Source organism: Mesoflavibacter sp., from assembly GCF_964226795.1.
Classification (GTDB): Bacteria; Bacteroidota; Bacteroidia; order Flavobacteriales; family Flavobacteriaceae; genus Mesoflavibacter; species Mesoflavibacter zeaxanthinifaciens.
The window spans coordinates 1-19,099 of the sequence record NZ_CAXQQP010000007.1 but is presented as its reverse complement, the minus strand read 5'-3'; the positions used below and the strand labels follow the sequence as shown (position 1 = coordinate 19,099).

General features: G+C 30.7%; 18 protein-coding genes. 8 read left to right on the top strand and 10 right to left on the bottom strand.

The annotated features are described in order from the left end of the window. Positions 1–50 precede the first annotated feature (50 nt). The 5 genes from ACEQT4_RS05285 to ACEQT4_RS05265 all read right to left on the bottom strand — a co-directional run bounded on the left by ACEQT4_RS05285 (position 51) and on the right by ACEQT4_RS05265 (position 5,645). Complete coding sequence (locus ACEQT4_RS05285; protein ID WP_370226402.1) at positions 51–1,064, bottom strand: phytase; 1,014 nt, start codon at positions 1,062–1,064, stop codon at positions 51–53. Next, positions 1,064–3,922, bottom strand: coding sequence for a TonB-dependent receptor (locus ACEQT4_RS05280; RefSeq protein WP_370226401.1), 2,859 nt, complete (start codon positions 3,920–3,922; stop codon positions 1,064–1,066). The genes ACEQT4_RS05285 and ACEQT4_RS05280 overlap by 1 nt, the downstream gene beginning before the upstream one ends. A gap of 194 nt (positions 3,923–4,116) precedes the next feature. Further along, the gene (gene rpmA, locus ACEQT4_RS05275) at positions 4,117–4,377 is read right to left on the bottom strand and encodes a 50S ribosomal protein L27 (RefSeq protein WP_027880838.1); all 261 of its coding nucleotides are present in this window, start codon (positions 4,375–4,377) and stop codon (positions 4,117–4,119) included. A 64-nt stretch (positions 4,378–4,441) separates the two neighbouring features. Then, on the bottom strand, positions 4,442–5,095 hold the full coding sequence (gene rplU, locus ACEQT4_RS05270) for a 50S ribosomal protein L21 (RefSeq protein WP_027880837.1): 654 nt from the start codon (positions 5,093–5,095) through the stop codon (positions 4,442–4,444). Positions 5,096–5,192: 97 nt separating this feature from the next. Further along, the gene (locus tag ACEQT4_RS05265) at positions 5,193–5,645 is read right to left on the bottom strand and encodes a DUF4199 domain-containing protein (protein WP_027880836.1); all 453 of its coding nucleotides are present in this window, start codon (positions 5,643–5,645) and stop codon (positions 5,193–5,195) included. A gap of 191 nt (positions 5,646–5,836) precedes the next feature. On the opposite strand from ACEQT4_RS05265, the gene ACEQT4_RS05260 reads away from it, so the two are divergent. Together ACEQT4_RS05260 and ACEQT4_RS05255 are read left to right on the top strand one after the other, a co-directional pair. Continuing rightward, positions 5,837–7,159 (top strand): pitrilysin family protein, encoded by a 1,323-nt coding sequence (locus ACEQT4_RS05260; protein WP_027880835.1) that lies wholly within the window; start codon positions 5,837–5,839, stop codon positions 7,157–7,159. A gap of 49 nt (positions 7,160–7,208) precedes the next feature. Further along, positions 7,209–9,287 (top strand): M16 family metallopeptidase, encoded by a 2,079-nt coding sequence (locus ACEQT4_RS05255; protein ID WP_370226399.1) that lies wholly within the window; start codon positions 7,209–7,211, stop codon positions 9,285–9,287. Positions 9,288–9,322: 35 nt separating this feature from the next. Here the strand turns inward: ACEQT4_RS05255 and ACEQT4_RS05250 are convergent, their stop codons facing one another. Further along, positions 9,323–10,219, bottom strand: a complete 897-nt coding sequence (locus ACEQT4_RS05250; RefSeq protein ID WP_370226398.1) for a DMT family transporter — start codon at positions 10,217–10,219, stop codon at positions 9,323–9,325. A gap of 99 nt (positions 10,220–10,318) precedes the next feature. Here ACEQT4_RS05250 and ACEQT4_RS05245 point away from each other — a divergent pair, with 99 nt between their 5' ends. From ACEQT4_RS05245 to ACEQT4_RS05230, 4 genes are all read left to right on the top strand, one after another. Next, positions 10,319–10,831, top strand: coding sequence for a heavy-metal-associated domain-containing protein (locus tag ACEQT4_RS05245; RefSeq protein ID WP_370226397.1), 513 nt, complete (start codon positions 10,319–10,321; stop codon positions 10,829–10,831). Positions 10,832–10,962: 131 nt separating this feature from the next. Then, on the top strand, positions 10,963–11,361 hold the full coding sequence (locus ACEQT4_RS05240; protein ID WP_370226396.1) for a hypothetical protein: 399 nt from the start codon (positions 10,963–10,965) through the stop codon (positions 11,359–11,361). A gap of 62 nt (positions 11,362–11,423) precedes the next feature. Beyond that, positions 11,424–12,275 carry an HAEPLYID family protein gene (locus ACEQT4_RS05235; protein WP_370226395.1) on the top strand — a complete coding sequence of 284 codons (852 nt, stop codon included), beginning with the start codon at positions 11,424–11,426 and terminating at the stop codon, positions 12,273–12,275. Positions 12,276–12,364: 89 nt separating this feature from the next. Further along, a complete protein-coding gene (locus ACEQT4_RS05230; RefSeq protein WP_370226394.1) occupies positions 12,365–13,192 on the top strand; it encodes an alpha/beta hydrolase in 828 nt (275 codons plus the stop codon). Between the two features lies 1 nt (position 13,193). Here the strand turns inward: ACEQT4_RS05230 and gldD are convergent, their stop codons facing one another. The 4 genes from gldD to mutY all read right to left on the bottom strand — a co-directional run bounded on the left by gldD (position 13,194) and on the right by mutY (position 16,695). Beyond that, positions 13,194–13,775, bottom strand: coding sequence for a gliding motility lipoprotein GldD (gldD, locus tag ACEQT4_RS05225; RefSeq protein ID WP_370226392.1), 582 nt, complete (start codon positions 13,773–13,775; stop codon positions 13,194–13,196). Between the two features lie 16 nt (positions 13,776–13,791). Beyond that, complete coding sequence (locus tag ACEQT4_RS05220) at positions 13,792–15,096, bottom strand: gliding motility-associated protein GldE (RefSeq protein WP_370226391.1); 1,305 nt, start codon at positions 15,094–15,096, stop codon at positions 13,792–13,794. A 10-nt stretch (positions 15,097–15,106) separates the two neighbouring features. Then, the gene (locus tag ACEQT4_RS05215; protein ID WP_106679689.1) at positions 15,107–15,562 is read right to left on the bottom strand and encodes a single-stranded DNA-binding protein; all 456 of its coding nucleotides are present in this window, start codon (positions 15,560–15,562) and stop codon (positions 15,107–15,109) included. 92 nt (positions 15,563–15,654) lie between these two features. Further along, complete coding sequence (gene mutY, locus ACEQT4_RS05210; protein ID WP_370226390.1) at positions 15,655–16,695, bottom strand: A/G-specific adenine glycosylase; 1,041 nt, start codon at positions 16,693–16,695, stop codon at positions 15,655–15,657. Positions 16,696–16,834: 139 nt separating this feature from the next. On the opposite strand from mutY, the gene ACEQT4_RS05205 reads away from it, so the two are divergent. Together ACEQT4_RS05205 and ACEQT4_RS05200 are read left to right on the top strand one after the other, a co-directional pair. Then, complete coding sequence (locus ACEQT4_RS05205) at positions 16,835–17,125, top strand: HU family DNA-binding protein (RefSeq protein ID WP_019386001.1); 291 nt, start codon at positions 16,835–16,837, stop codon at positions 17,123–17,125. A gap of 306 nt (positions 17,126–17,431) precedes the next feature. Further along, positions 17,432–18,976, top strand: coding sequence for a ribonuclease E/G (locus ACEQT4_RS05200; protein ID WP_027880826.1), 1,545 nt, complete (start codon positions 17,432–17,434; stop codon positions 18,974–18,976). The last annotated feature ends 123 nt before the right edge of the window (positions 18,977–19,099 follow it).

The window sequence follows — 19,099 nt, the reverse complement described above, 5'->3', positions numbered from 1 at the left end:
AAAAACCCTTTCTGTAAAAGAAAGGGTTTTCTTAATTTATGAAAAAATTATTATTTATTCAATTGTAATGAATCTACTGCATGATAAAAGAAATCTTGCTCATCATTCATTGAAACAAATAATCCGTTGGGAAATTTATCACCCAATGCTTGTGTCGTAATATCGCAACCATCGGTTTCTAAAGTTCCTAAGTTTAAAGTTTTTACGAAAGCATTATCACTTCTTGTAAAAAAGTTAAACGTATGATCTTGTTGGTTAGATACTATTATATAACCTTCTCCGTTTGGATAAGTTGCTATAGCAATACCTTCTATGTCGTCTTTAAAATACTCAGAACCAAACATGGATATTTCTTTATTCCCATCTTTTGGGTTGGCGTGATACTTTCTTATACCTACACCTTCATCAGAAAAATATACAAAACCTAACTCGTCGTCTACAGCTATGGCTTCGATTTCTTTTTGACCACTAAATGTGCCTAATTTTCTAAGTAATTTTGCAGAAACTCCTGTCGAGTCAGATTCTAATCCATACTGGTATAAATAACCTTCTCTTGGACCAGCTTTTCGGCTAACAAATACAGAGACTTCATTAGTTTTTGGGTTTTTATAAATTGAAATTCCCATTGGTCTTTTTTGAAGCTTATCAGTTTCATCTTCAAATACTTTAAAACCTCCATTATCAAGTGGTTTTAAATCTGGTGCAGAAAATAATCGTATTTGATTTTTTTCTCTTTCTGTAAACATCAATATATCTGTTTCTGTACTATCTGTTAACTTAAAACCATATTCTACATCTACATTATTTGGATAACTTACACCTGTAATTGCTTTGTCTTTAATTAGTTTTCCGTTTAAATCAAAAGCGTAAACACCACCATTAACTTCGTCTTTATCTGTACCAAAAACTATGCTTTGTTCTGGGTTTTGTTTGTTTACCCAAATTGCTGGATCATCACTATCGTGAGGTACTTTATCTGTTTTTAATGTTGGCGGTATTTCTGGTAAGTTAGTTTTGCAAGCTACCATTGTAATTGCGCAACATAGTATTAAAAATTGTTTCATTATTTTTTGCTTTTAAATAGATCGTACTTTAATCCAAAGGTTAAACGCTTCTCGTAGTATTCCATTTGCATGGTTCTTCCTTTTACACCTTGATAATAACGTAATGGTTGGTTAGTAATGTTATTTAAATTAGCATATAAGGTTAGATTTTTACTTAATGCAACATTAGCATTAAAGTCTAAGAAAAACTGCTCGTCATAGTATCTGTCTTCAAAAGCATTTCCTCCTATTTCATCTATATAATCGTCTGAAAAGTTTGCTGATAAACGTAAACTGAATTTTTTAGCATCATAGCTTAAAGATCCGTTAAACATATTTGGAGCTGTTTGTGGTAAATCTAAATCTGTACGCTCTTCTCCGTCTTCGTTATAAATACCATCTGTATTTGAAGTTAAATACGTGTAGTTTAAATAAATATTAAAGTTTTTAGCAAAACCTGGTAAGAAATCTAAACGACGTTGAAATGAAAATTCTGCTCCAAAAACTGATGCTCCATCTCCGTTTAATGGCTGGTAAACTTCATAACCATTTTCGTTTTCTGTTTGTCTTACGTAAACAAAATCTTGAATATCTTTATAAAATAAACCTCCTGAAATTATACCAACAGATTTAAAGTAATGCTCTGCCATAATATCAAAGTTCATAGATGTAGTTGGGTCTAACTCTGAATTACCTAAGAAAATCTCTTCATCTTCATTATTAATTTCTTGATAAGGCACTAAGTCTACATAGTTTGGACGCGCTAAAGTATTTGTCCAAGCAAAACGTAAAACAGTATTATCTGTTACGTTATATTTTAAATGAACACCTGGTAAAAGGTTTGTGTAAGAATTTTTATCTGTTAATTTTTGAATACCATCTACATCTCCATCTTCATTAAAAGTTAACTCGTTACCTTCACTATCAATAGAAGTATGCTCTAACCTAACACCTGCTAACACGCTAAATTTATCAGAAAAATCTTGATTTAACATAACATATCCTGCGTATACGTTTTCATTAACATCGTAGTTAGCTGTAATATATTCTTCTGGCAAATCTTCACTTTCAAATAGGTTTGTGTTGTTAAGATTAAGTCCTCCTAAAAATTCTTCTGAAGCAAATGTCCCTATTTGATATTGACTACCAGCTAAGAAATCTGAATCAGAGTAGTTTTTTGTAGGAATCATTCCTAACTCATCTAACATTCCTGTTGCATCACTGTATTCTGTAAAATCGTTATCTCTATTTTTATTTTTTAATCTAGTTTTTACTCCAAACTTCAAAAACCCATCTCTATCTTCAACAATAGAAACTGGTAATTTTGCGTTTACAAAAAAGTTAAAATCTTCTTCTTCTGTATATTGATTTTCTTCTGATAACTCATTAAACGTAAAAATTGAAAAATCAGAATTAGCAGCATTTACTGGTGAATAGTTTGGTTTATCTTGATTGTTATTAAAGTTAACCATGTACTCGCTTTCGTATTCTAGATAACGCTCGTTTAATCTTTCTTCAGATGCTTTAGCAAATGAAGCCATCCAATCAAATTCTACATTACCTAATAAATGATCTCCACCTAAACTAAAGTTAAACATACGTTGATCTTCTAAACGTCTGTTTTTATTTCTATTATTATCAATTCCGCCTTTAGATTGTCTTTTTGCCTCAACCGGAAACATGGTTAAATTTCCATTGCTATCAACATTAAAATCGCCTAAACCAATATCTTCTCCATCTAATATTTCATGTTCTAATCTAAATCTGTTTTCGCGATCATCTCTCCAGTTGTAAATTGATTTGAAGTAAACCGTATTATTTTTATCTAACTCGTAATCAAAATTTGCAGAAAAACTTCTTCTAACACGTTGTACTAAGTATTCTCTAATTTCAAAAACATTAGCGTAAGGATTTACATCTACTTCTTCAAGGATATCATCACCTTCTATGTCTTGGACTCCTGTATTATATTCAAACTCATCTGTCCATTCTGCTTCTACGTTATCACTTCCAAAATCATTATCATTGATAGATGCAGAAACCATCCAACCAAATTTACCATCGTTAGAACGGTCTCCTACTAAAAATGAACCATTTAAAATACGCTTATCTGTAATAAAGTTTAAACCAGAACCAGCTGTTGCAGACAATCTAAATCCTTGTGGCGATGTTCTTGTAATTAAATTTACAGATCCTCCAAGTGCATCTGCATCCATATCTGGTGTAACTGCTTTATTAACTTCAATAGTTTGAATCATATCAGAAGGAATTAAATCCATTTGTATGTTTCTATTATCTCCTTCTGCAGAAGGAATTCTGCTTCCATTAAGAGTTACCGAGTTTAATTGAGGTGATAAACCTCTAACAATAATATTTCTTGCTTCTCCTTGATCTACTTGCATTGTAATACCTGGTATACGCTTTACAGCATCTCCTACATTGGCATCCGGAAACTTACCTATTTGGTCTGTAGATACAATATTTGTAATGTTTTGTTTGTTTTTTTGAGCATTTAAAGCTCTTGCTTGACTACCAATACCGTATCCAGTTAATACAACCGTTTCTAATTCGGTATTTTCTGAGTTTAAATTTATATTTAGCGTTGTAGTTGTATTAGCTGTTACTTGTACAGGTTTTGAAACATCAGAATACCCTAAATATTTAACCAATACAGTATAATTTCCTTCTGGTACATCTACTAGAGTATATTTACCATTAAAGTTAGAGATTGCTCCTTTATTTAATGTCTCTATTAAAATAGTAGCTCCTGGTATAGATATACCATTTTCATCGGTTAATGTTCCTTGAATATTTCCTGACTGAGAATAGCCACTAAAAGAGATAGTTAGCAGCAGTAATAAGGTGTAAAAGTATTTCATATTTTGTTGATTTTTGTTCAACGCTAAATAATAAAATACCCATCTAAGTGAATTTAGATAAACTTAAAGGTTGAGTTATTTTTAAATGAAAAAATAAGCTTTTTAATATTAACAAAACTTTGAGGTAATATTAAAGAAACAAAAAACCCTTTCTAATTTTAGAAAGGGTTTTTTGTTTTTTGGGCTAAAAATTCTTAAGCCTGAAAAGGCTCTATAGAAACATAAGATTTGTTATCTTTTTTCTTTGTGAATTTTACAACACCATCTACTTGAGCGTGTAACGTATGGTCTTTACCTTGGTATACGTTTTCACCTGGATGATGTGTGTTACCTCTTTGTCTTACAATGATATTTCCTGCAACAGCTGCTTGACCACCAAAAATCTTAACACCTAATCGTTTCGATTCTGATTCTCTACCGTTTTTAGAACTACCAACTCCTTTTTTATGAGCCATAATTTTAAGGTTTTAAAGTTTCTGCTTTACGCAGTAACGTTGTGTTATACTTAAGTGTTGTAGATTATTTTTCTACTCCACCGTCTAATTTGTCTTGTAACTCTTTTAATTCATCCCACTTACCATCAGCAGCTAACTGAGCTTGTTGTGGCCAAGTGTCTGGTACGTGATTACCACGAACACCTTCGATGATTTCAGAAATTTTTGCTGGTTTAGCTTTTGCTAAGTCTGCGTAAGTTGCAATACCTGCTTCTACTAAAGTTTCAGCAATTTTTGGTCCAATACCTTCAATTTTCTTTAAATCGTCTGCTTTAGCAGTAGACTTTTTTGCAGCTGCTTTTGGTGCTTCTGCTTTAGCTTCTTTTTTAGGAGCAGCTTTTTCAGCTTTTTTTGCTGGCTTAGCTCCAGATGCTACTATGTTTTCAATTACGATTTCAGTTAAGGCTTGTCTATGACCATTTTTTACACGGTAACCTTTACGTCTTTTCTTTTTGAAAACAATAACTTTATCACCTTTAAGGTGCTTTAAGACTTTTGCACTTACTTGTGCTCCATCTATAGCTGGGGCGCCTACTGTTACATTGCTACCGTCTGCTAATAAAAGTACGTTGTCAAAATCAACTTGCTTACCTTCTTCTACTGCTAAACGATTAACAAAAACTTTTTGGTCTTTTTCAACTTTAAATTGATGCCCTGCTATCTCTACAATTGCGTACATAGCGTAACGTTTTTATTAATTTAATTATTACTATTTGCTTCTGTTTTCTCAGAAAGCGGATGCAAATATACTTCTAATTAATTAATCTACAAACGTTTTAGGCATTTTGAAGCATATTTCTGCTCTTTTTTAGCATTTGCATGCAAGTTAAGGTTAAGACTACTGTTGTAGCAAATCCCATAATTGCAACTACAAAAGCCACTAATCCTATGTGCACGTTGTAATCTTGTTTAAATACAGTAAGTAGTTGACTTAAAAAATCAGGATTAATTTCGGTAGCATATAACGTAAAAAATATTGTAAAAACAATAGCAGCTAAGAATCCTGCTACTAAGCCTGATGTAAATCCATTAGAGTAAGTAAAGTCTTCATCTTGTTTTAGTTTTTGATGCTTAATAACTTCGTAAATACCAAATCCCGTTATAAAGCCATTAAACAAACTAAAAAAAGGATTTGTGTGTAAATTAAATAATGCTAAAATTAAAAAATAAGCAATAAGGGCTGCACTTATGGCAAACCCATATTTAATAGGTAATGAGATATTTTTCATAGTTTTTTATTTTATTGGTTAAATAGTCCATTTAATTTCGTGAAAAAAAAACTGTTTTTTTATAATTTGATGTTAATTTTTCTGATTTAAAGGATGTTAAGCCATTTCTATTGTTATTTTTGTTAAAAAGTGTAACAAATCTTTAAGATTTGATACTAATACCAAAAAATAGACAATTAAATATCTTAAACATGAAAAAAAGTTTATTCTCATTAGCAGCTTTAGTGTTGGCTGGTTTTACCGCTAATGCTCAAGAAGTTAAGTATGAAGAGTATGATTTAGATAACGGCATGCACGTTATTTTACATCAAGACAATTCTGCACCTGTTGTTACTACTTCTGTAATGTATCACGTTGGTGCTAAAGACGAAAACCCAGAACGCACAGGATTTGCTCACTTTTTTGAGCATCTTTTATTTGAAGGTACAGAAAACATTCCTCGTGGAGATTGGTTTAAAATAGTATCATCAAATGGTGGTAGCAACAACGCTAATACTACAGATGATAGAACGTACTACTACGAAGTTTTTCCTTCTAACCAAGTAGAATTAGGTTTATGGATGGAATCTGAGCGTTTAATGCATCCTGTAATTAATCAAATTGGTGTAGATACACAGAATGAAGTTGTAAAAGAAGAAAAACGTTTACGTGTAGATAACTCTCCTTATGGTAAGTTTTTTGAAAACGTAAAAAAACACATGTTTAAAAAACATCCTTACCGTTGGACTACAATTGGTGAGATGGAACATTTAGATGCAGCAACTTTAGAAGAGTTTCAAGCATTTAACAAAAAATTCTATGTGCCTAACAACGCTGTTTTAGTTGTAGCTGGTGATATAGATGTACCTCAGGTTAAAAAAATGATTAAAGATTATTTTGGACCAATTCCAAGAGGTGAAGAAATCACAAGAAACTTCCCAAAAGAAGACCCAATAACAGAACAAATAAATGCTAAAGCTTACGACGCTAACATCCAAATACCTGCTGTTGTAGCTGCTTATCGTACACCATCTATGAAAGATAGAGACGCTTACGTTTTAGATATGTTATCTACTTACTTAAGTAGCGGAAAATCTTCTGTACTTTACAAAAAGTTAGTTGACGAAAAGAAAATGGCTTTACAAGTTGGTGCTTTTAACAACAGCCAAGAAGACTACGGTACTTATATCCTTTTTGGTCTTCCTTTAGGAGATGTAAAACTTTCTGATCTAATTAAAGAAATTGATGAAGAGATTGTTAAAGTTCAAAACGAATTAATTTCAGAAAGAGATTATCAAAAACTTCAAAATCAATTTGAAAATCAATTTGTAAATTCTAATTCTAGTATCTCAGGTATTGCTAACTCTTTAGCTAGATACTACATGCTTTACGGTGATACAGATTTAATCAATTCAGAAATTGAAATCTACAGATCTATTACTAGAGAAGACATGCAAGAAGTAGCTAAAAAATACTTACAACCTAATAAGCGTCTTGTATTAGAGTATTTACCAGAGGAAAAAGATAACAAATAAGAAATGAAGATTAGCTTCGGCAATTTTTCAATTTAAAATATAAAACATAATGAAAACAAAAATAACAGCCTTATTAGCCGTATTGTTCTTATCAATTTCTGCAACAGCTCAAATTGATAGATCTGTACAACCTAAACCAGGTCCTGCTCCAACCATTACTCTAGAAGTACCAGGAGAATTTCAACTTAAAAATGGACTTAAAGTTTTAGTTGTAGAAAACCACAAATTACCACGCGTATCTTACTCTTTAACAATTGACAACAATCCAATTGTAGAAGGAGACAAAGCTGGAGTATCTAGTATGCTTGGAGCTATGTTAGGCAATGGAACTACAAATATATCTAAAGACGAATTTAATGATGAAATTGACTTTTTAGGAGCAAGATTAAGTTTTGGATCTAGTAGCGCATACGCTTCTGGTTTATCTAAATATTCTGAGCGTATTATGGAGTTAATGGCAGATGCAGCAATTAACCCATTATTTACACAAGAAGAGTTTGACAAAGAAAAAACTAAAGTTTTAGAAGGACTTAAAAACTCAGAAAAAAGCGTATCTGCTGTAGCTGGTAGAGTTGGATCTGCACTTGCTTACGGTAAAAAACATCCTTATGGAGAATTTATTACAGAAGAAACTGTAAATAATATTACGTTAGATAATGTTAGAGCTTTTTACCAAAAATACTTTAACCCAAACAATGCTTACCTTGTAATTGTTGGAGATGTAGATTTTAAAACCGTTGAAAAAAACGTAAAGAAATATTTTAAAAATTGGGAAAAAGGTATAGATGTTACAACTAATGTAATTAAACCAAATCCTAATGTACCTGCTACGCAAATCAATTTTGTTGATATGCCAAACGCAGTTCAATCTAACATTGCTTTAACTAACAATGTAGACTTAAAAATGAATGATGACGATTACCTAGCTGCTAAAGTTGCTAACTACATCCTTGGTGGTGGTGGTGAAGGTTATTTATTCTTAAACCTTCGTGAGGATAAAGGTTATACCTATGGATCTTATTCTAGTATAGGAGCAAATAAATATGGTGCATCAAGATTTGAAGCTACTGCAGAAGTAAGAAATATGGTTACAGATAGCTCTGTAGTAGAAATGCTTAAAGAGGTAAACCGTATTAAAAACGAAACGATTACTGAAGAAGCTTTAAAAAATGCAAAAGCTAAGTATGTAGGTAGCTTTATCATGTCTTTAGAACAACCTCAAACTATTGCAAGAAATGCTCTAAATATTAAACTAAACAACCTTCCTGCAGATTACTACAAGACTTATTTATCAAGAATTAATGCACTTACAGTTCAAGACATTAAAGATGCAGCTAATAAATATTTTAAGCCTGAAAATGCAAGAGTTATTATAGTTGGTAAAGGAAGCGAAGTAATACCTAACTTAGAAAAAACAGGATTACCTATTAAGTATTTTGACAAATTTGCAAACCCTGTAGAAAAGCCAGTATTTTCTAAACCAATACCTGATGGTGTTACTGCAAAAACAGTAGTTGATAATTATTTAACAGCTGTTGGTGGATTAGAGAACATTAAGTCTGTAAAAACAGTACACATGAGTGGAGATGTAAAAATTGAAGGTGTGCCAATCCCTTTAACTGCAGAAGTAAAATACATGATGCCTAACAAAGAATCTTTAGAAATGAACGCTGAAGGTATGGGTACTTTAATGAAGCAAAAGTGGAATGGAACAACTGGATATATGGAGCAACAAGGAATGAAAAGAGATATGACAGAAGATCAAATTGCAGAGAAAAAAGCTAGCCCAGCATTATTCCCAGAAACTGATTTGGACATGAGCAATGTAAGCTTAGAAAGTATTGTTTCAATTAACGGAGAGGATAACTACAAAGTAAAAGTAGTGAATGGAGATAATGAAATCTTCCGTTATTACAATACGTCTACTAACTTATTAACTCAAGTAGAAAGCACTACCGAAGCACAAGGTCAAGAAATTAAAACAGTTGTATCATACAACAACTATTCTCCTGTTAACGGAGTACAGTTACCGTATGGTCAAACAATTGTTTCTGGACCTCAAACTATATCTATGAATTTTAAAGCAATTAAAGTTAACGAAGGTGTTACAGAAGCAGACTTTGAATAATTAATTGTTTATGATATTTATTAAAAATCCGAAGTTTAATTACTTCGGATTTTTTTTTGCTTTCTATTTGCTAAAAACACACCAAATAATATTATCAAACTTCCCAAACCTTGTGTCCAACTAAAGGTTTCATTATCTAATAGTCCCCAAATTAATGCTACAATTGGCATTATATAAGTTACAGAAGATGCAAACACAGGTGTTGACATCTGCACTAACTTATTAAATAAAACCTTAGCTAAAGCGGTACCAAAAAAAGATAAAACAACTACAAAACCAATAGAACTTACAAATTCTGATTGGTCTAAGTTTTCAACATTAAAAAAGTCAGTCAAAATCAACACCAATAATGCAGGAATAAAAATTATAACATAATTACCTGCTGCAATACTTAATGGTTTAACATGTTGCAAATAAGTTTTTATAACATTTACATTAATTGCATACATAATTGTAGATGCAATAACAAAACCTGCATACCAATAATTTTGATTTGGATTTAGATCAGCTCCTTCAAGGATCAAAATAGAAGTTCCTACAAAACCAATTATAATCCCAATAACTTGCCTAGTATTTGTCGCTATTTTAAAAACAGCAGCTCCTAACAAAACCGTATTTAAAGGCACTAAACTATTTAAAATAGAAGCCACAGCGCTATCAATTTCAGTTTCTGCTATAGCAAAGAAAAACGCAGGAAAAAATGAACCTACAAAACCGGAAAGCGCTATCCATTTCCAGTCTTCTTTTTTGATAAGCTTCAATTTATTATAACCAACAATAAACAAAAACACACCGGTAATAATCGTGCGTAAAGCTCCTAATTGATAAGCATTTAATCCTATCAATGCCTTTTTTATCAGGATAAAAGATGTACCCCAAATTAAAGACAACACCAATAGGTAAACCCATTTTAAATAATCATTATTTTGCATAGTCAATTTTTACACTACAAAAATGGAATAATAAATACAATAATTAACAATATTTCTTAGTTTTGTAATCTATTCAGTAATAATTAAATACTATATAAAATGAAATTATTTAAAAATATATTAGCCTTAGCTATTATCACTCTTTTTGCGTTTAGTTGTAAAAATGAAGCTAAGCCAGAAGTAGTAACTTCTCCAAACTCTGAAATTACAACTAATAATGAAGTAGCTAAATTAGATCCAAACGCTAATTATGCTAAAGCAGAATTCACTATCGAAGGAATGACTTGTGCAATGGGTTGCGCAAAAACTATCGAGAAGAAAATGGCTAAAATGGAAGGTGTAAAATCTGCAACAGTAGATTTTGACAAAAAATTAGCAATGGTAGAATATGATGACGCTAAAGTAACACCAGAAAGTTTAGAAAACACAGTTACAAGTGTTGCAGATCAATACAGTGTAAAAGACATGAAAACTGTAGAAAATTTTACTAAAGACAAAAAAGAATGTTCTGCAACATGTAAAGAAAAATGTGCAAACAAAACAGATGCAGAAAAAATGGCTTGTAAAGAAGCATGCAAAAAAACTTGTGCAGAAAAAGCTAAAAAAGCCTAAGACATTTAAAGATTCATAATTAAAAGCCTCGATTAGTCGAGGCTTTTTTAATACACAAAAACCTAATAATTAAAGTTAAATTAAACACAAACTATATAATTTACACGTTTTAAAAAACTACTTTTGGACACATGCTTGGTCAATTAAGAAATAGTATTTTTACCAAAGTCCTTTTTGGGTTAATGGGCATCTACCTACTAAATATAAGCGTAGACACTGCAGACCCATATCCAGACTATATACCAGAAGACTTGTCATATAATGATCAAGAAAGTATAGTTGAGATAATTATTGAAAAAGTTTTAGGTTTTGAAAATGCTATTGAAGAATATGATGATCATGATTCCGAAGATCATAACAAAAAGAAAAACGTAAAAATAGATTTTTTAGTTTATCAATCTAACAAAACAGAAAGTATTATAAAATACCTTAAAAATAAAAAACAATTATTTATAAGGTCCAAAGACCAACTTACTTCTGGTTTTAAAGAAATTGATTCTCCTCCTCCTAAATTAGATTTGTTCTCCTAGACTTTTAAAATCCAGTTTAAAATAGATACTGGATGATTTATAATCTATAAAACAAATCAAAAATGAATATCAAAAAAATATTAATACTAATACTTGTATTAGTATTGAGCAAGCATGCTAATGCTCAAATAAAAAATATAAAAAAAGACAGTTTATATATTAAAGAAGTAGAAAATGATAAAAAACCTGCAAAAGTACTACATGCAGAACCATTATATATTGACCTCATAAGGGATCTCGGTGCAAGAAAAGGCGAAAAAGAATGGAACTTAGGATTAGGTCTAACAGACAATTTACAATTTGATAGTTATGAAGCTTTAATTGAATACGAATGGGCTCCTGCAGATCGATTAGGTTTAGAAGTAGAATTACCTTTTACCTTCTATTCTCCAGTTAATGGAACAGAAAAAGCAGATATCCCTTCCAACCAATTAAATAGTATAAAAGTAGCAGCACAATGGTCGTTTTACGTTAATGAAGTAGCAGCAACATCTATGGCTATTGGATATATCAACGAGTTTGAACTATCTAGTTTTAGAGACTTCGGTAAACCTCTTATAAAAGGCAATGTATACAATCCGTTTTTAGTTGTAGCGAAAAGATTAGGCAGTAATTTTCATTCCTTAATTTATACTGGACCAATGATTGAACAAAACTTTATAACCAATAAATTTCATACTACTTATGATATAAACACAAGTTTCCACTATATGATTAGTGATACTAGAAATTTTATTGGTGTCGAGTTTAATAAGACTTTAGATCATAAAGATTTTGATATGACTATTAGACCTCAAATGCGTGTAAGCGTTGCAGACAACTTACTAATAGGAATTATTGCAGGTATACCTGTTAGTAGAGAAAATGAAAGATTTAGTTCTTTTCTAAGACTTATTTGGGAACCTAGCCATTAATCAATATTTAAAAAAAGCCTCGATTATTCGAGGCTTTTTTATGCTTTAAAATCATTAAATATTCATATTTTGGATAAAATTTATTAAAGATGAAAAATAAAATTCTCTTATTCATTACAATTTTGTGTGCTTATTTTATAAAAGCTCAAACATTACCTCAAACCATTAGCGATACAACTTTTACAATTGGTAAAACAGTAAAAATTAAGTCTAAAATATTAAACGAAAACAGAGAATTAAATATCTATTTACCTGCATCTTATAATCTAGACAGTTTAAAGACCTATCCTGTAATCTATTTATTAGACGGTTCTAAAGACGAAGATTTTATACATATTTCAGGAATTGTACAATTTGGTTCGTTTTCTTGGATTAATATGTTGCCAGAGTCTATTGTTGTAGGAATTGCTAATGTAGACAGAAAAAGAGATTTTACTTACCCATCTAAAAATGAACTTGATCAAAAAGAATTTCCTTCATCTGGAAAATCTGAAAAATTTATAAGTTTTATAGAATCAGAACTTCAGCCTTACATTAACTCTAAATTTAAAACTAGTAAAGAAAAAACAATTATTGGTCAATCTTTAGGCGGCTTATTAGCAACAGAAATATTATTTAAAAAACCAGATCTTTTTGACAATTATATTATTGTTAGTCCTAGTTTGTGGTGGGATGATGAAAATTTATTAAACTTCAAACCTATTAATTATAACAATAATAAAGCTATTTACATAGCAGTTGGTAAAGAAGGGCAAGTTATGGAACGTACAGCCAAACAACTTTACGAAAAACTAAACTCTAATAAAAAACAAAACACAAGGTTGTTTTTTAACTTTTTAGAAAACAAAACTCACGGAGATGCTTTACATATTGCAGTATATGATGCTTTTGAGAAAATTTATAGTTCTAAAAAATAAATTATTTCCACTCTAAAGTTTCCATAATGTGTTTAATATCTTTTTGCAGATAGTTAGCAGCAGGTAAGATAGAATCGTAATTGGGTTTTGCGTAAAAATATAAAGAACCTGTTAAAAAGTGTTTTGTACTATCTGTGACATAAAATTGTGATTGGCTTGCTGCATTACCACCAACTTCGTAAAACATTCCGTAAACCTTTCGTTCTTTATTATCATAAACTTGCTCTACAATTTCATCAGCTTTGCGTGTGTGTTCTTGTGTAAAGTTTTGTGCGTCTTTTAAAAACTTAGTTAATTCATCTTCGTCGTGTATGGTTTTATAAGTAAGATAAATTGTTCCTTTTAATTTTTCATACTCTAAGTTTAATCCAAAACTACTAGGATCATTAGGAATGGTTTTAATTTTAACGGTATCACTAAGCTTATTTCTTTCAAAAGAAAACGGTAATTGTTTATTATAACTTTTATAAGTAGCTTCAGGATACTCTAACCTTAAATATCCTTTTGGTTTTGGTACAGGATCTTCTGCGCAACTGGTTAATAAGAGTAAACCTAAAAGTAAATATGTTAGTTTTTGTATCATCAATTCTACATTTTGGTTAGGGTAAAGTTACCTTAACACGCTTAATTCGTTTTTTATCTAAAGACTCTATAGTAAAAACGTAATTTTCAAATTTTATTTTACTATTTCGCTTAGGAAAACCTCCAGAGTTTTCTAAAATAAACCCAGCTAAAGTTTCGGCTTCACCTTTATTGTCTTCAAAAACGGTATCGTCTTCAAGTTTTATAATTTTATAAAAATCTTTTAATGCTGTTTTGCCTTCAAAGACATAATTTTTGTCATCTAATTTAGAAAAGATTAGGTCTTCATCATCAAACTCGTCACTTATATCACCAACAATTTCTTCTATAATATCTTCTAAAGACACTAAACCTGAAGTTCCTCCATACTCATCAACTACAACTGCAAGGTGTACTTTTTTCTCTTGAAACTCTGACATTAAATCATCCAATTTTTTGTTTTCTGGCACAAAAAATGGATCACGTAAAAGCGATGTCCAATCAAATTCTTTTTCATTTAAATAAGGCAACAAGTCTTTTACGTACAAAATACCTTTTATGTTATCCATATTATCTTGGTAAACTGGTATTCTGGAGTAACCGTTGGCTACAATTTCTTCTACAATTTCAGCATAAGTTTGATCTATACTTAATGCAAACACATCAATACGTGGCTGCATCACTTGTTTGGTATCTGTATTACCAAAACTTACAATCCCTTGTAGTATTTTTTGCTCTTCTTTGGTTGTATCATGCTCGCTTGTTAGCTCTAATGCTTGAGATAATTGATCTACACTAAGGTTTGATTTTTGTTTTCCTAATCGGCTATGTATTGTTAGCGTTATAGCACGCATTGGTAGGCTTAACGGAGAAAAAACAACATCTAAAACACGTAAAGGATATGCCATAAAAGTGGCAAATTTTAAATTGTTACGGCTAGCATATATTTTTGGCAAAATTTCTCCAAAAAGTAATATTAGAAAGGTAACAACTACTACATCAACTATAAATTTTATTAAAGTAGATGTAATACTTTTAAACATAAACTCACTTAAAAAAGCAAACAGAATTACTATACCAATATTTATAAAATTATTTGCCACCAATATGGTTGCCAGTAGTTTTTTTGGTCGTTCTAAAAGCTTGGTAATTATTTTTATTTGGTTTTTTGCAGCTAATTCTTCGTCTTCTAAGTCTGTTCTTGACAGAGAAAATAAAGCAACTTCTGCTCCAGAAATTAATGCAGAACCAATTAAAAGAACTATTAAAAGTACAAATCCTAGTACTATATTTATATTAGTACTAGCTAAAAGTAAGATAAAACACGAGGGTTCAGGATCCATATAATATTACTTAAAAAGGAAGATCGTCATTATCGTCTTCTACTGTTTGTGTATTTGGTGTTTCAGGTTTTGGTGCTTGTTGTTGCATCGGTTTTGCTTGTGCATTACCTTGCATAGCTTCAGATTCGTTTTTATTACTTAAAAACGTAAAATCTGTCACTTGTATTTCGGTACTATAACGGTCGTTACCAGAATCATCTTGCCATTTTCTAGTTTTTATTCTACCTTCAACATATATTTTATCTCCTTTTGACAAGTATTTTTCGCAGATTTCTGCACCTTTATTACGTACAACTATATTATGCCATTCTGTATTACTAATACGCTCGTTAGTTTGCTTATTGGTATAAGTTTCGTTAGTTGCTAAAGGAAAACGTCCTACACAGCCACCACCTTCAAAATAGTGCATTTTTACTTCGTCTCCTAAATGCCCAATCAGCATTACTTTATTTAGTGTTCCTGACATAATTATTTAATATTAAGGACGCAAAATTACAGAATTGCGTCTGTATGTTATTAAAATTAATAATTTTTTTTGAAGTGAATGAATTATAAATTTTAAAAATTAAATTTATCAATAAAGTTACCTATTAGAATAGGTACAGGAAAGTCTTCTATATTAGAAATATCAATACCATTTTCAATACTTTTATCTATACTAACTATCCAAAATTTTGTGTACAAATGTTGATGCGATAGTTTATGTATTATATCTGTATCATTATATAAATGAACATCAAAATTCATATCTGCTAAAACATCTAAATTTTCAATCTTAGACTTTATATTATTATAAGTTGAAGGTTTTTCAGTTTCAATTAAAGGAAATTGATATAAGTTTTGCCAAATCCCGCTTCCAATACGTTGTTCTAAAATAGTTTTTTCGTTTTTAGAAATAATAACTATAAAATTAAAGTACTTTTTAGTAACCTTAGTTTTTTTAAGCTTAACAGGTAATACATCAATTTTTTTTTCTTTTAATGCTAAGCAACTTGTTTTAAAAGGACAAACACTACAATCTGGATTTTTAGGTTTACATTGTCTTGCGCCAAACTCCATTATAGCTTGATTAAAAATAGCAGGTTCCTTCTTATCTATTAATTGTTGTGCTAACGCTTTAAACTCTTTTTGTCCTGACGTAGAGTTTATTGGTGTTTCGATTCCAAAAATTCTTGATAAAGCTCTATAAACATTACCATCTACCACTGCAGTTACTTCATTAAAGCAAATAGAAGCAATTGCGCTAGCAGTATAATCTCCAACACCTTTTAGCTTTAAAATATCTTTATATGTATCAGGAAAAACACCATCAAGCTCGTTTACTATATATTTTGCAGACCAATGTAAATTTCGTGCGCGTGAGTAATAACCCAATCCTTGCCATAATTTTAAAACGTCTTCTTCATTAGCTTTTGCAAGATCATAAACTGTCGGAAATTGACTTGTAAAAGCATGGTAATAAGGTGTACCTTGAACAACTTGCGTTTGCTGTAAGATAATTTCAGAAAGCCAGATATAGTAAGGGTTATTCGTACTACGCCAAGGTAAATCGCGTTTGTTTACTGTATACCAATTAATTAACTTTGTTGAAAAATTCATAGGGCTAAAAACTACAAGAAATGCAAAAGTAAAGTTTATAGCATTAAAATTTAATGAATTAGGTTTGAAATATTGAATATTAAATGCCTATATTTGCCAACCCTTAAAAAAAATATAATAACCCAAATAATAAAAGAAAATGACTAAGGCTGATTTAGTAGCAAAAATTTCTGAGAAATTAGGAATTGAAAAAGGAGATGTTCAAGCGACTGTTGAAACTTTTATGGAAGAAGTAAAAACATCTTTAGAGAGTGGAGATAACGTGTACTTAAGAGGATTCGGTAGCTTCATCATCAAAACTAGAGCTGAAAAAACTGGAAGAAATATTTCTAAAAACACAACAATAAAGATTCCAGCTCACAATATTCCAGCATTTAAGCCAGCAAAAGTATTTGTAGAAGGCGTTAAGACAAATGTTGACGTAAAGTAAAAATTTAAACGAATTATTAATTTAAAAACATTAACCTATGCCAAGTGGTAAGAAACGTAAAAGACACAAGGTTGCTACGCATAAGCGTAAAAAACGTAGACGCGCTAACCGTCACAAAAAGAAAAAATAATTCCAAAAAGTAGTTTTTTAACTACTTTTTTGGTTTTTTAAAATTTCGTTCTTTGAAAATAGAGTTTAAAAAATTACGTTATAACCTTGCGTAAAAATAAACTCAGCCGGATTAAAAATCCTGTGAAAATTGTATAATCCATCTATACTTAATCGTATGGATAAAAATTAACCTAAATGGATAAAGAATTAATTATTAGGTCTAGTCCAGAAGCTGTTGATTTTGCCTTATTAAAAGATGGAAAACTAATTGAATTACATAAAGATGAAGATGGTAATAAGTTTGCTGTTGGCGATGTGTTTATCGCCAAAATAAGAAAAGCTGTACCAGGTCTTAATGCTGCATTTGTTAATGTAGGATATGAAAAAGATGCCTTTTTGCATTATCATGATTTAGGACCAAAAATTTCTTCACTTTTAAAATTCACAAAACGTGTAAGCACAGGTAAATTAAAAGACTTTTCTTTAAAAGATTACCCATTTGAAAAAGACATTGATAAAGACGGTAAAATAAACAACGTCTTAAAATCAAATCAGTCTATTTTAGTACAAATCGTAAAAGAACCAATATCTACAAAAGGTCCAAGAATAAGCTCAGAGCTTTCTATTGCCGGTAGATATATTGTTTTAGTCCCTTTTTCTGATCGTATATCTATTTCTCAAAAAATAGAAAATAGAGAAGAAAAAGACCGTTTAAAACGATTGGTAAAAAGTATAACTCCACCAGGTTTTGGCGTTATTGTACGAACAGTAGCTGAAGGCAAAAAAGTAGCCGAACTAGACAAAGATTTACAGCATTTGTTAAGTCGTTGGACAACAATGTGTAAAAAGCTACACAAAGCCCATCATCCTACCAAAGTATTAGGAGAATTAAATAAAGCCTCTTCAATTTTAAGAGACATATTTAACGACACTTTTACAGGTATACATGTAGATGATGAAGAGCTTTATTTTCAAATAAAAGATTATTTGCAAGAAATTGCACCAAATAAAGAATCAATTGTCAAACTCTATCAATCTAAAGTTCCCATTTTTGAGAAATTTGGGATAGAACGACAAATAAAAACTTCTTTTGGAAAAACAGTATCTATGGCTAAAGGTGCCTACCTTGTTATAGAACATACTGAAGCACTTCATGTAATAGACGTTAACAGCGGTAATAGATCTAACAAATCAAACTCACAAGAAGATACTGCGCTAGAAGTAAATCTTATCTCTGCAACAGAAGTAGCACGACAGTTAAGATTACGCGATATGGGCGGTATTATTGTAGTAGACTTTATAGATTTAAACTCTGCCGAAAACAGAAAAAAACTTTACAATCACTTACGTGAAGAAATGAAAGATGATAGAGCCAAACATAAAATATTACCTCCTAGTAAGTTTGGATTGATTCAAATAACACGTCAAAGAGTACGACCAGAAATGAACATTAAAACCAGAGAAGTTAACCCTAATGGTGATAATGGAGAAGAGGTCGAAGCACCAATAGTATTGGTACAAAAAATAACTCATGACTTAGAACAACTATTTAAAAAAGACTATAAAAAGGTGACCTTAAACACACATCCTTTTATAGCAGCCTTTTTAACAAAAGGTTTTCCATCTGTACGTTCAAAATGGTTTTTTGAACACAAAAAATGGGTAAAAATACAACCTAGAGATGCTTACACATATTTAGAATATCATTTTTACGATAAAAATGGTGATTTAATAAAATAACCCAAAGCCTTGCTAATTAATTAGTGAGGCTTTTTTTATTGTAAAGATTTGGGCGTTTTAACAGGCTGTTCGTTATATCTTTTTTTGCCTTATATGGAAGCAAAAAAAGGATGCCACTACCAT